Genomic DNA, 13,191 nt, shown 5'->3' on the forward strand with positions numbered 1-13,191 from the left:
AAATCAATTACGTAAAATATAAATTACTTAATGGAATATATATGTTACAATAAAGGCAGAGGAGGAACATGAATGGCTGTAAGTAAAATAAAAGTCGCACGTGTTCAGTTAGATTTAACACAACAACAATTAGCAGAAAACGTAGGCGTCACAAGGCAAACAATTAGTTTAATTGAGAAGGGGAAATACAATCCATCTTTAGATTTATGTTTGAAAATTTGTTATGCAGTAGATAAAACATTGAATGATTTGTTTTGGGAGGAAAAGGAGTGATAGGGTGAAAATCGTGAAAGATGAACGTTTAATGATTGAGGGATTAAAACATATTAGATTGGCTTTCATCTTACAAAATGTCGTCATACTAGGCATTGTTTTTTACCGTTACGTCTTGCAAGGGGCAGGGTATGAAAGTGTTTCGGATTTATTAATGGTATTTATGGGCGGGATAATAGTTATTAACTTTTTAAACTTAAAAAATTCGGTGGAAGTGTATGAGCATACAGGGGGAGTATCTCGTAGTTATTTCATGAAACTATTATTAATTCCAGTAGGGATTGTTATTGGGAATTTAGCTATTTGTATCATTGTAACACCGGATATTTCGATAAAGGAAATTAGTATAACAGGACTTATTATGTTTGTTTGCTTTTTAATTCCTAGTTTGTTTATATACATATATATGAAAAAAATAAAAAGTGAAAATGAAATATAAGAAAAGCTTTCTGCAATATGCAGAAAGCTTTTCTTATATTTCTTTATACATTACTTTATGTAGTCCTATTGGATCAATCTCGAAGATTTCACCATGCTCATGGAAGTCTAATCGCTTGTAATAATCCGCTACGGTAATTCGGGCATTACACCATAGAATATTTGCTTCGCGTTCTTGGAGGACTTGTTCAGCTTTACGGATTAAGGAGCTGCCAGCATGCTGGTTTCGGAAATTAGGTAATGTTGCCATTCCTCGTAGACGATAGTGGTTACCAGCTTTTAAATCAGGATGTATTTCTTTAGAGAAAGAGGCGATGCTAACAAGTTCATCATGTAGAAATGCACCTAAATGAAAGGCGTCTGTTTCGTAATCTGAATCGTATTTACAATCTTCTAATGATTGATTGGGACGCAAAACCTTTTGGCGTAATAAGTATGTTTCAGATGCATCAATATGTTTCACTGTAATCATAATATCACCCTTTCTTATAAGCCTTTTTCTATAAGTTGTAAGAAGAAATATGCGGGTGCAACGAGAAGTCCTAGTATGCTAGCTGTTCCGAGAAGGAGTGAAATTAAGAGACAAAAGTACTTAATTCCATTCGGTTTTTTCCATCCATAACTACAAATTTCAATGCTAATACCGATGAGAATAATGGCGACGAGTACTTCTGCTAATAATAAGAGAGCTAAAGTTGAAATAGACATAATGTGATTCATCCCCATAATATGTGATAGTAACATTTTACCATATAAAATTGAAAAAATGCCCCTCATTTATGTGAGGGGCATTTTCTATTCTAATATGTTTTTCATTGTATCAATATGTTCTTTTGAACCCGTTACAAGTAAAGTATCGCCATGCTGTAACTTCGTATCACCATGTGGTATTAATGCTTTATTACCACGGTAAATTTGAATGACAAGTACATCACCTAGAAACGGAAGGCGACGAAGTGCTAAGCCGTTATATTTATTACTCCGTAGTTCAACCTCACGCACCGTTTCATTAGCTGTTGTAATCAAGCGAACGAGACTCGGTTTATCAATAAGTGCACGTAATAAAATACGTGTAGAGTTAATAGTCGAGAATACAGCGATATGTTCTTGAGTCGCTTTTTCTTGTAGAAGGGGATCTTCTACACTTGCGATGACGTGTTCAACACCTAATTCTTTTGCGTGTTCTGCTAATAATAAGTTTTGTTCATCATCACTTGTCGCAACAACAACACGGTCTGCTTCGAAAGCTTGTTGCTCCATTAAAGATTGAATAGTAATCTCATCTAATTTTACAATAGGGAAGTCATGAGATTTCGCTTCCTCATCATTTATTTTATTTTGACGTATCATATATAGTGTTACGTCATAATCTTCACGTTTTAAATCAAGTGATAACGGAAGGGTAATTCTGCTTGCACCAATAATAGATACTTTCGGTTTTGGTGTTTCCACTTTTGGAAACATCTTTTTAAATAATATAGGTGCAAAAATACAAGTAATAACTGCACTTAAAATAAGAGATGCTGATAAACTTGGGCTAATGATGCCTAGCTTTTCACCGATTTGTGCAGCCGCAATAACTAAAGAAAGTGTTGATGTTAACAAAATAGCACTTCCGAGTACGATATTGCGTGGGTACCATTTTCGTAAGACGAGTGATGGCAACAGTTTTGAAATAAAGAGTCCCACAATTAGAATTGGGATCATTAGCATACTAGAAGGCTCGTTAAAAATAGACCATACTTCTAGATTTACACCAACCATTACGAAGAAAATAGGAATGAAGAAGCCATATCCGATGGAATCAAGTTTTTCAACCATATCTTCATTTGGTGATAATAAAGATACGAGTACACCTGCTAAAAAGGCTCCCAAAATATTTTCTGCCCCAACAGATTCAGATAATCCAACTAATATTAAGATGAGTGCAAAAACAGCTCGTGTATCAATTTGTACACTACCGGCTTTTAAGCTTTCTAGGTATGGAATATTTTTAAACCGTCTTGCGACAAAGTAAATTACAATACCAGCACCGAATAGAAGAAGTAGAAGCCACATGCTTTGGCCACTTTCGGAATTTAATCCGACGAATATAGCGAGTAAAATCATTGTAACTAAGTCTGCAATAACAGCGACTAATAAAATGATTTGCCCGATTGCGGTTTTTCCTAAGTTATTTTCTTTCAATGTTGGTACGACAACACCTAAAGAAATAGTTGAAATAATTAAAGTCATGAACATTGCATTGTCTACGAATCCTAGCCATACGAATATTAATGATAGGGCATAAGATAAAATGAAAATAAACAAGAAGATAATGCTTGCTGCTTGGAATGTGTTCGGTTCGTTTGTCGTATTCTTTTTCCTTTTTTGTTTAAAGATCGAAAAGTCAATTTCTAAACCACTTAAAAACATTAGGAAGATAAACCCTAGTGTTGATAAGACTTGAAGCCACATATCGGGCTCAATGATGTTAAATCCACTTTTACCTACAAAGATTCCTGCGATAATTTCTGCAACAACGACAGGAAGTGCTTTTAATTTAAAGCGCTGTAACAAAAGGGGAACGAAAAACGCGATTGCGACGACAACCATAAGTGATAGAACAGAAGAATGATGTTCCATTGCGTTCTCTCCCTTCAAATAAATATAGTAACTATTTAGCCATATAATAGGAAGAAAAGCAACGGATATGGTTTCGATTTCATAAAGAAAGAGTTTTCTTAACATTTGTCATAATAAGTATATCTTTCATGATTTTGTTGTTAATTCCGTAATGTGGATGTAATAGGGGGAGGGGATAAAGTGAAACTTTAATCAGTGGGGGTCTTACTGCTCGTTAATGCGGGATAAAAAAAGACTGCTGAGGAATCCCAGCAGTCTTTTCATGCAAATTACATTGAGAAGAAGATCCATACAGTAAGACCAACTGTTGCAGCTGCAACGAAGAAACTGTATATCATTGTAAGAATTTGAATTCTTCCTTCTCCTTCTTTTAAATGCATGAACATAATTAATTGTAATAAAGCTTGCGCAACAGCCATTATGATAATAGTTGTTAATATCGTTGAAAGTGGCAGGGTTGTATAAAGTGCCACGTATAAAGCTAGAAACGTTAGTGCAAGCGATAAAATAAATCCGAAAACGTGTGACCATGGGAATCCGCTATGCCCATGTCCGTTTGCTTGGTTGTTATTTTGACCCATTTACGCCACCATCCCGTTCAAGTAAACTAGTGTGTAAATAAAGACCCAAACAAGATCAAGGAAATGCCAGTATAAGCTGATAATAAATACTTTACGAGCTGTAACTGGTGTTAAACCTCGTTTTAAAATTTGGATAATAACACAAGTTGCCCAGATGATACCACCTGTTACGTGGGCACCATGCGTTCCAAGAAGAACGAAGAATGCCGATAAGAAAGCACTTGTTTGAATCGTTGCACCTTCACCAATGTACATAATGAACTCTTCGATCTCGAAGAATAGGAAACCTGCACCTAAAAGTAAAGTTAGTATAAACCAGGCTAACATTCCTTTTTGATTGTGTTTACGCATTTCATGAATTGCGATACCACATGTGAAACTACTTGTTAAAAGTAGTAGTGTTTGAATTAAAAGCGTTTTAAGTTCAAACAGTTGCGCTGGTGTTGGGCCATCTGCCGTACGACCAGCAAGGACTAGATAAGAGGCGAAAAGTGTTGCGAACAGCATAATTTCAGCCCCAAGAAAAATCCAGAATCCTAGGATATTCAACCTGCTTTGCTCGGATTGATATTCCAAAGGTAAGCTTTTATCTAAAGCCGCCATGTCATTTCACCTCTCATGCTATATGTTCTGTTTCTTTAATTTCATCAACGCTTACGTAGTAGCCATCATCATAATCGAATGAACGATAGATTAAGCAACCTAAAATACCAATACCACCGATTGCTGCAATCCAGAACCAGCTAAATACTAATGCAAAACCTGCAAGACCGAAGAATAAAGACGCAATAATAGGCACACCAGAATTACTTGGCATGTGAATTGGTTTTAATTCATCTGCTGTTGGTGTAATTGTTTCTCCACGTTTTTTCATGAACCAGAAAGCATCAGCTTCTTTAATTTCAGGAAGTTTCGCGAAGTTGTAATGTTGTACAGGAGATTGAGTTGCCCATTCAAGTGTACGGCCGTCCCATGGATCTCCAGTTGTGTCACGCTCACCGTGACGTGCACTCCAAATTACGTTATAGCAAAGGATTAGGAAGCCAATAGCCATCATTACAGCACCAACAGATGCGATTTGGTTTAGCCAGCCCCATCCAAGACTTTCAGAGTAAGTGTACATACGACGAGTCATACCGTCTAAACCTAAGAAGTACATTGGGAAGAAACAGATGTTAAATCCGCTCATAAAGATCCAGAATGTCCATTTACCTAGGCGTTCATTTAACATATGACCTGTCATTTTTGGATACCAGTATGTGAATCCAGCAAGCATAGCGAATACTGTACCTGCGATTAATACGTAGTGGAAGTGAGCAATTAGGAAGTAGCTGTTATGGTATTGATAATCAGCTGCTGCCATTCCAAGCATAACCCCTGTAACTCCACCAACTACGAAGTTTGGAATAAATGCCAATGACCAAAGCATTGGAACTGTAAAACGAATACGTCCTTTATACAGTGTAAACAACCAGTTAAAGATCTTAACACCGGTTGGAATCGAAATCGCCATTGTCGAAATCGAGAAGAATGAGTTAACCGCTGGACCTGCACCCATAGTGAAGAAATGGTGAAGCCATACGACGAAACTTAGTAAAGAAATTGCAACCATCGAGTACACCATCGCACTGTAACCGAATAGACGTTTACGTGAGAATGTACTAATGATTTCAGAGAAAATACCGAATGCCGGTAAAATAACGATATATACTTCAGGGTGACCCCATACCCAGAATAGGTTGGCCCATAACATCGGCATACCGCCGCTCGCCATCGTAAAGAAGTGAGCATCGAATAGACGGTCAAATGTCATTAATGCAAGAGCAACTGTTAATACTGGGAAAGCGAAAATAATGATAATTGTTGTAATTAAGATTGACCAAGTAAACATTGGCATTCTCATTAATTTCATGCCAGGTGTACGCATTTTTAAAATAGTAACTAGGAAGTTAATACCTGTCATTAACGTACCGAGACCTGAAATCTGTAATGCAATTGCGTAGTAGTTATTTCCTACACCAGAAGTAAACTCTGTACCTGCCATTGGGAAGTAAGAAGTCCACCCAGCGTCTGGAGAACCACCGATTACGAAAGCGATGTTGAATAACATTGCTCCGACAAAGAATAACCAGAAACTTAAAGCATTTAAGAACGGATATGCAACGTCACGAGCACCAATTTGTAATGGTACTACAAGGTTCATTAATCCCATAACGAATGGCATTGCCATGAAAAGAATCATTACTGTACCATGTGTTGTAAAGATTCCGTTATAGTGTTCAGCGTTTAAATAAGTTGTTTCTGGGAATGTTAACTGTGCACGGATCATTAAACCATCCATACCACCACGGAATAACATTATAACGGCAGAGATAATATACATGGTCCCTATTTTTTTATGGTCAACAGTTGTCAACCATTCATCCCAAAGCCATCTCCATTTTTTGTACTTTGTTAGTACGAAAAGAATCGCTAATGTCACAAGAACGATAGAAGCGTCAGCTCCGTAAATAATCGGGTCACCTGTGACAAAAAATTCATCAAGCTTCACTGTGTTCACTCCAATCTGTTGGAATAATAGCTATTATTTTTTGTTTTTGTAGTAGTTGTAATCACAATATTCAAGTGATTTTGGATCTACATAACTTAAGTGGTGACTAGAGAACGTCATACGCCCCACTACACCAGGTTTAATAATTTCGTTGTATTTCTTTTCTGATAATTTAGGGGCAGTTTCTTGTACTTCTTTTACCCACTTATCATATTTCTCTTTAGTTTTTGCTTCAACTTCGAACTCCATGTGAGTGAATCCTTCACCAGAGAAGTTCGAACTACGACCTAGGTAAGAACCTGGCTTGTCAGCTTGTAAATATAAGTCCATGATCATGCCATCCATTGTATACTTCATACCACCAAGTTCTGGTACCCAGAAAGCATTCATTGGACCGACAGAAGTCAGCTTAAATTGAATTGGTACACCAGCTGGGATGTTTAAATAGTTAACGGTTTCAATTTTTTCCTCCGGGTAACTAAATAACCATTTCCAGTTTGCAGATGTAACATAAATTTCAACTGGTTTAATATGTTTGGACTCTTGCGGAACCTCTTCCGAAGCATAAGTTGCTTTAACTGTTGGAATCGATAATGCGATAACGATAATAACAGGAATAATTGTCCAAATGATTTCTAATAATGTGTTACCATGTTGATCAGGTGGCTCATAGTCCATATTCTCTGGTTTTTCACGATAACGAATCAAGATGACTGTAAACAAGATGAATACAATTGCGATAATTAATGACATAAGCAAGAATGACCAAACAATTAAATCATACTGTGCTTTTGCAACAGGTCCTTGCGGATTTAATACTGCGAGTTTTTTATCACAGCCACCGAGGAACAGAAGTAATGATAACGGAAGAAGCGAAGCCAACTTCCAAAACGTTTTCTTTAGTTGCACGATTGAAAATCTCCTTTCTCCTTGGATTGAAACTATGCCAATAAAACAATATAAACCTATTAATTTATAGAAGGCAATAGTTTTTGTCATATTGTTAAAAAATAGACACAAATGCACACTTTTTAAGGTGAATATCATTTGTAACTTGATAACATTGTAAACTATTTTCCAGATAAAAACATGATTGTGGAAATTTTAAGATAAATAAAGTTATACCAAGATATCCAAGAAATAGAAAAAAGCTATCTTATTATAAGGAAGATAGCTGAATGTTTTGTATATTTAGTTTATTTCCTGAGTTATATTTTTTTTCTGTTCAAATGTGACAACTTTTTTATATTTCACTTGGTATAAAATGTAACAAATGATCATAAATGGAATCCCGCAATAAAGAGCAATTCTCTGATCTGGAATGAAAGCTAAACTAACAAATGTAAGGGAATTGAGTGAGAAAGCTACGATTGGAACTATTGGATAAAGTGGTGTGCGGTATTTTAAATCATTTATGTCGCCGCCATTTTTCACGAAATTTCTACGGAAGAAAAACTGTGAAGCTGCAATCGACATCCAAACAACAACAGCAGCCATTGCTGCAATAGAAGTTAAAATTAAAAAGACAGTATCTGCTGCAAATATACTTGTTAATAAAGAAAGGCTTGCGAAAATTAGACTGAAAATTAACGCATTTAGTGGTACACCTCTTTTAGTTAACTTCGTAAAAGCTGGACTAGCCATTCCTTGTTTTGCCATTGCCCAAAGCATACGAGAATTTGCGTATAGGCCAGAGTTAGCTACGGATAATACAGCTGTAATAATAACAAAGTTCATAATGTCCGCTGCATAAGGGATACCAGCCACATCAAATACAAGTACAAATGGACTTTCAACTAGATTAGCCTCTTGCCACGGGAGTAAACCGACAACAACTGAAATTGCTAGGACGAAGAAGAATAGAGTTCGCCAAATTGTATTTTTGATTGCTTTTGGAATTGTTTTTTCAGGATTTTCACTTTCTCCTGAAGCGATTCCGATTAGTTCTGTTCCTTGGAAGGAGTAATTGACTGTAATCATCGTAAGAAGAACAGCTAATGCACCGTTTGGAAATAGCCCGCCATTTTCAGTGAAATTGTGAAGCATCGGAGCTGGTTTTCCGTTAAAGTCGAGTAGACCGAACATAACTGCACCACCGAGTACGATGAAAATAACAATTGTTGCGACTTTTACACTTGCGAACCAAAATTCCGTTTCTGCATATGCTTTTGCTGATAAAGCGTTCACAAGGAAGAGTGCTGCTGCAAATGTAACACACCAAATCCAAGAAGAAACGTCTGGAAACCAGCGTTTCATTAAAATGCTAACAGTCGTTAACTCTACTCCAACTGTAACAGCCCAATTTAACCAATACATCCAACCGACAACAAATCCAAAACCAGGTGAAATAAATTTGCTTGCATAGCTTTGGAATGAACCTGCTTCTGGCATAGCCACTGACAATTCACCAAGACATAACATCGTTAAATACATAACGAAACCACCGACTAAAAATGCGAGAATAGCTCCGCCTGGTCCTGCATTATGGACGATTTGTCCAGAACCCATAAATAATCCCGTTCCAATGACTCCGCCAAGTGCGATCATGAATAGGTGTCTACTTTTCATTGTTCGTTTTAGATCTGTTTGTTCTACTTGTTGATTCATATGCCCCTCACCCCATATTTTCTTGTATGTGTTAACTTGATTTCATTCTGGGTTTTTAATCATTAGTGGGGGATGAAAAACATACTCGGCTTATTTTGTTGTGAACTGAGTATGTAAAAGATAACTATGACTAAATACCTTAGAATGTTTATTAACCTAGTGAAATAAAATCAATTACTTCACTAGGTTAATGATTTTTATTTTAGCAAAAAATTCTGAAAAAGTATATTGTTTTTTCTTTTTATTAAAAATAATTAGAATTTTACAACGATATAAGTGTGAATAATAATTCACAGAATCTTTCTAGCAAACTAGTAAGAAGAAAGGTACAATGATAAGAGTTGTGTCTGTAAAATAATAATTAATGGAGTTTTGTTTATAATGAAAAAGCTAAAATATCTTTTTGTTTTTGGAATTATACTAGCTGCCGCGTTTTTTATAGGGAAAGATAAAATTATACAAAAGGCGCAAGTGCTACGCTTAGATTTTCTATCTGAAATGAAAGAAGCGGCTATGATTGAAGATGTTCCATTTATAAAACAATTACCAGAATTACCTCGTGGATGTGAAGTGACAAGTTTAGCTATGCTACTACAACATAAAGGTGTACAAGTAGATAAGATGCAACTTGCTAGCGAAATTCATCGTGTTCCATTTGAACAAAATGGTTTGCGTGGAAATCCTTATGAGGGATTCGTTGGAAATATTTACACGAAAGCTGAGCCGGGATACGGTGTATATAATCAACCGATTTTTAATTTAGCAGAAAAGTATGTTCCTGAAAAAGTAATTAATTTAACGGGTAGAGACGTGCAAGATCTATATAAAGTAATTAGTTCTGGCTCTCCAGTATGGGTTATTATTAATACAACGTTTAAGCCGCTAGCTGAAAGTAGTTTTGAAACATGGAATACAAGTTCTGGTGAAGTGAAAATTACATATTTTGAGCATAGTGTAGTAGTGGTTGGATACGATCAAAACTTTGTATATGTAAATGATCCTCTAAAAAACAATCCACGTTTCGCTGTTCCTCGTGCTGAATTTGAAAAGGCATGGGAGCAAATGGGGAAACAAGCAATTACTATTTTATAAAATGAAAAGTCATCTTGCGATGGCTTTTTCTTTTTGAATATTTATTATAGAAAATTCTGAAAATTCTTTTAGAAGTTAACAATTCACGCTATAATAACATTTAACTTGGTAAAGAAGGGGAGAAGAGAAATGGATGTCGCAAAGGAACTTGTTTTATCAAAGAATCAGTTGATTGAGTGGAGAAGGCATTTTCATAAGTATCCAGAGTTATCTTTTCAAGAGGAAAAAACATCTCAATTTGTATTCGACATACTTCGGGAAATCCCGTATTTAGAAGTCTCAAGGCCTACTAAATATAGTGTAATGGCAAGGTTAATTGGTAGGCAGCCTGGTAAAACTATCGCGGTTCGTGCTGATATGGATGCTCTTCCTATTCATGAAGAAAATAAGTTTGATTTTATTTCTATATATCCAGGTGTGATGCATGCGTGTGGTCACGATGGTCACATGGCAATATTGCTTGGTGTAGTACATAAGTTGGTAGAGGAAAGAGAGAAAGTTAAAGGAGAGATTCGCTTTTTATTTCAACATGCAGAAGAAAACTTTCCGGGCGGTGCAGAGGAAATGGTCGCAGCGGGAGTGATGACAGGTGTGGATTACATTATTGGTGCTCATCTTTGGGCGTCATTAGAGGTTGGAAAAGTAGGTGTAATTTATGGTCCTGCGATGGCGGCGCCGGACGTTTTTAAAATTACGATAGAGGGAAAAGGTGGGCATGCTGGAATTCCGCATGAAACAGTTGATAGTATCGCCATTGGTGCGCAAGTAGTTTCGCAAATTCAGCAAATTGTATCTCGCCTCACGAATCCGTTAGATTCTCTCGTAGTATCTGTTACACAATTTCATTCTGGGACAACTCATAATGTTATCCCGGAACAAGCGGAGATTGAAGGGACAGTGAGAAGTTTAAGGCATGAATTAAGAGAAGAAACAAAGAAGAAGCTTGAAAGGATTGTAAAACATATTACAGAATCCTACGGTGCTAAGTATACATTTTCTTATGAATATGGATATCGCCCAGTTGTGAACGATTATGAAGTTACAGAGCTTATTGAACATACAGCATTACAGCTTTATGGAAGAGAAAGGGTTGTTCGTTTACAACCAACGATGGCAGGAGAAGATTTTTCAGCATTTTTACAAAAGGCACCAGGGACGTTCTTTTTTATAGGGGCAGGAAATGAAGAGAAGGGAATTGTATATCCGCATCATCACCCTCGTTTTACAATTGACGAAGACGCATTACCAATTGGAGTGGAAGTCTTTGTATCATCCATTATGAATTTTATAAGTAAAGGAGAATGAGATGAAGAAAATACACGTGCTAGCACTTATCCCAGTTCTTTGTTTAGTAGTTGGACCAGTATTTGCAAATTCGGTCACTCCTTACGTATGGGGGATGCCATTTTTATTATTTTGGGTACTATTATCAGTGCTCATTACGTCTCTTTGTATGGGTCTTGTGTACGTATTCGATCCTGCTAATAAGGGGGACGTAAAATGACTGCATTATTTATCATTATTATATTTTTGTTTCTCGCACTATTTTTAGGAATTCGGGCACAACATGGAAAAGATATGAATTTAGAACAATGGTCAGTTGGAGGAAGAGGATTTGGAACTATTTTCGTTTTTCTCCTTATGGCAGGGGAAATTTATACGACGTTCACATTTTTAGGAGGAAGTGGCTGGGCTTATAGTAAAGGAGCTCCTACATTTTATATTTTAGGGTATGGTGCATTAGCTTATATTTTATCGTATTTCTTATTGCCTCCAATTTGGAAGTATGCAAAAGAACATAACCTCATTTCACAATCAGATTTCTTTGCGAAGAAATACAGGAGTAAGACGCTTGGGGTAATTGTTTCAATTATTGGTGTTATTTCGATTATCCCGTATCTTGTTTTGCAATTAAAGGGATTAGGAATTATCGTTTCGGAAGCTTCCTATGGAAGAGTGACACCTGTTATTGCGGTATGGATTGGTGCTATTGTTATAACTATTTATGTAATGGTTTCAGGTATACATGGATCGGCTTGGACAGCTGCTTTGAAGGATATTATGATACTATTCATCGTTATGTTTTTAGGTATATATTTACCGTATCACTATTACGGAGGATTTCAACCGATGTTTGAAGCTGTAGAAGCTGCAAAACCAGGTTTTTTATCTTTACCTGAAAAGGGAATGAGTATTTCTTGGTTTGTTTCTACTATTATATTAACGGCTCTCGGTTTTTATATGTGGCCTCATACATTTGCCTCAGCTTTCTCAGCGAAAAGTGAAAAAGTATTTAGGAAAAATGCAGCAATTATGCCTCTCTATTCTTTAGTTTTGCTTTTTGTGTTCTTTGCAGGTTTTGCTGCTATCTTGCAAGTTCCAGGGTTAAAGGGAGCGGATGTAGATCTTTCATTATTCCGTCTGGCTCTTCAAACGTTTGATCCTTGGTTTATTGGGATTATTGGTAGTGCGGGGGTGTTAACGGCATTAGTTCCCGGTTCCATGCTTGTTATGGCCGCTTCTACATTATTAGCAAAAAATATTTATGGAACGATGGTACCATCCGCCTCTGATAAACAAGTTGCAAAAGCAGCTAAGCTATTTGTACCTGTCGTGACGCTTATTGCCGTATTATTTACCTTTAAAGGTGGAGAGACGATAGGTGCTCTTCTTTTAATGGGATACAGTATAGTTACGCAACTTTTCCCTGCGCTTGTATGTAGTTTGTTTCCTCGTCAAATTATTACGAAACAAGGTGCGATTGCGGGGATGGGAATTGGGTTGTTAATTGTCGCATATATCACCTTATCTGGCTCTACTATAGCTACGATGTTCCCGGGTGTCCCGCAGTATATGAAAGATTTGAATGTAGGTATAGTCGCGTTGTTAGTTAACATTATTGTGATGCTTGTAGTTAGTGGATTCACAAGAAATGTATCTGTAAAGACCGATAATATAATAGTAGAAAAGTAATTCGTATGTTAGAGCTATCTTCGAAAAGAGATAGCTCTTTTTTGTATATAT

At 36.5% G+C, this 13,191-nt stretch carries 14 protein-coding genes; 6 read left to right on the forward strand and 8 right to left on the reverse strand.

What is annotated here, in order from left to right:
* Positions 1–72 precede the first annotated feature (72 nt).
* Positions 73–273, forward strand: a complete 201-nt coding sequence (locus tag ABH955_RS27805) for a helix-turn-helix transcriptional regulator (RefSeq protein WP_113937928.1) — start codon at positions 73–75, stop codon at positions 271–273.
* 4 nt (positions 274–277) lie between these two features.
* Positions 278–712, forward strand: coding sequence for a hypothetical protein (locus ABH955_RS27810; protein WP_404491884.1), 435 nt, complete (start codon positions 278–280; stop codon positions 710–712).
* A gap of 33 nt (positions 713–745) precedes the next feature.
* On the opposite strand, the gene ABH955_RS27815 is transcribed toward ABH955_RS27810, so the two are convergent.
* The 8 genes from ABH955_RS27815 to ABH955_RS27850 all read right to left on the reverse strand — a co-directional run bounded on the left by ABH955_RS27815 (position 746) and on the right by ABH955_RS27850 (position 9,075).
* Complete coding sequence (locus ABH955_RS27815) at positions 746–1,183, reverse strand: GNAT family N-acetyltransferase (protein ID WP_113937930.1); 438 nt, start codon at positions 1,181–1,183, stop codon at positions 746–748.
* A gap of 14 nt (positions 1,184–1,197) precedes the next feature.
* On the reverse strand, positions 1,198–1,488 hold the full coding sequence (locus tag ABH955_RS27820; RefSeq protein WP_113937931.1) for a DUF4022 family protein: 291 nt from the start codon (positions 1,486–1,488) through the stop codon (positions 1,198–1,200).
* A gap of 18 nt (positions 1,489–1,506) precedes the next feature.
* Positions 1,507–3,336: a monovalent cation:proton antiporter family protein gene (locus tag ABH955_RS27825; protein WP_404491885.1), complete on the reverse strand. Its 1,830-nt coding sequence runs from the start codon at positions 3,334–3,336 to the stop codon at positions 1,507–1,509.
* 269 nt (positions 3,337–3,605) lie between these two features.
* Entirely contained in the window at positions 3,606–3,917 is a 312-nt protein-coding gene (gene qoxD / locus ABH955_RS27830; protein WP_002063824.1) for a cytochrome aa3 quinol oxidase subunit IV, read from the reverse strand.
* Positions 3,918–4,520 (reverse strand): cytochrome aa3 quinol oxidase subunit III, encoded by a 603-nt coding sequence (gene qoxC / locus ABH955_RS27835; RefSeq protein WP_002010602.1) that lies wholly within the window; start codon positions 4,518–4,520, stop codon positions 3,918–3,920.
* A 13-nt stretch (positions 4,521–4,533) separates the two neighbouring features.
* Positions 4,534–6,468, reverse strand: a complete 1,935-nt coding sequence (gene qoxB, locus ABH955_RS27840; protein WP_002063826.1) for a cytochrome aa3 quinol oxidase subunit I — start codon at positions 6,466–6,468, stop codon at positions 4,534–4,536.
* Positions 6,469–6,501: 33 nt separating this feature from the next.
* Positions 6,502–7,377 carry a cytochrome aa3 quinol oxidase subunit II gene (locus tag ABH955_RS27845; protein WP_002134440.1) on the reverse strand — a complete coding sequence of 292 codons (876 nt, stop codon included), beginning with the start codon at positions 7,375–7,377 and terminating at the stop codon, positions 6,502–6,504.
* Between the two features lie 282 nt (positions 7,378–7,659).
* Positions 7,660–9,075 carry an amino acid permease gene (locus tag ABH955_RS27850; protein WP_404491887.1) on the reverse strand — a complete coding sequence of 472 codons (1,416 nt, stop codon included), beginning with the start codon at positions 9,073–9,075 and terminating at the stop codon, positions 7,660–7,662.
* Positions 9,076–9,456: 381 nt separating this feature from the next.
* Between ABH955_RS27850 and ABH955_RS27855 the strand changes: the two genes are divergently transcribed.
* The 4 genes from ABH955_RS27855 (at position 9,457) to ABH955_RS27870 (ending at position 13,140) form a co-directional block, all read left to right on the forward strand.
* Complete coding sequence (locus ABH955_RS27855; protein WP_404457208.1) at positions 9,457–10,167, forward strand: C39 family peptidase; 711 nt, start codon at positions 9,457–9,459, stop codon at positions 10,165–10,167.
* 129 nt (positions 10,168–10,296) lie between these two features.
* Positions 10,297–11,472, forward strand: a complete 1,176-nt coding sequence (locus tag ABH955_RS27860; protein WP_113937935.1) for an amidohydrolase — start codon at positions 10,297–10,299, stop codon at positions 11,470–11,472.
* A gap of 1 nt (position 11,473) precedes the next feature.
* The gene (locus ABH955_RS27865) at positions 11,474–11,671 is read left to right on the forward strand and encodes a DUF3311 domain-containing protein (protein WP_002029838.1); all 198 of its coding nucleotides are present in this window, start codon (positions 11,474–11,476) and stop codon (positions 11,669–11,671) included.
* Positions 11,668–13,140, forward strand: coding sequence for a sodium:solute symporter family protein (locus ABH955_RS27870; RefSeq protein WP_113937937.1), 1,473 nt, complete (start codon positions 11,668–11,670; stop codon positions 13,138–13,140). Before ABH955_RS27865 ends, ABH955_RS27870 begins: the two co-directional genes overlap by 4 nt.
* The last annotated feature ends 51 nt before the right edge of the window (positions 13,141–13,191 follow it).

Origin of the sequence: Bacillus sp. RC240, from assembly GCF_044907945.1 — a bacterium.
GTDB classification, from domain to species: domain Bacteria; phylum Bacillota; class Bacilli; order Bacillales; family Bacillaceae_G; genus Bacillus_A; species Bacillus_A mycoides.

Coding starts and splice junctions, on each gene's coding strand:
- ABH955_RS27805 (WP_113937928.1), top strand. CDS start 73: ATGGCTGTAAGTAAAATAAAAGTCGCACGTGTTCAGTTAGATTTAACA.
- ABH955_RS27815 (WP_113937930.1), bottom strand. CDS start 1,183: ATGATTACAGTGAAACATATTGATGCATCTGAAACATACTTATTACGC.
- ABH955_RS27820 (WP_113937931.1), bottom strand. CDS start 1,488: ATGAGGGGCATTTTTTCAATTTTATATGGTAAAATGTTACTATCACAT.
- ABH955_RS27825 (WP_404491885.1), bottom strand. CDS start 3,336: ATGGAACATCATTCTTCTGTTCTATCACTTATGGTTGTCGTCGCAATC.
- qoxD (WP_002063824.1), bottom strand. CDS start 3,917: ATGGGTCAAAATAACAACCAAGCAAACGGACATGGGCATAGCGGATTC.
- qoxC (WP_002010602.1), bottom strand. CDS start 4,520: ATGGCGGCTTTAGATAAAAGCTTACCTTTGGAATATCAATCCGAGCAA.
- ABH955_RS27850 (WP_404491887.1), bottom strand. CDS start 9,075: ATGAATCAACAAGTAGAACAAACAGATCTAAAACGAACAATGAAAAGT.
- ABH955_RS27855 (WP_404457208.1), top strand. CDS start 9,457: ATGAAAAAGCTAAAATATCTTTTTGTTTTTGGAATTATACTAGCTGCC.
- ABH955_RS27860 (WP_113937935.1), top strand. CDS start 10,297: ATGGATGTCGCAAAGGAACTTGTTTTATCAAAGAATCAGTTGATTGAG.
- ABH955_RS27865 (WP_002029838.1), top strand. CDS start 11,474: ATGAAGAAAATACACGTGCTAGCACTTATCCCAGTTCTTTGTTTAGTA.
- ABH955_RS27870 (WP_113937937.1), top strand. CDS start 11,668: ATGACTGCATTATTTATCATTATTATATTTTTGTTTCTCGCACTATTT.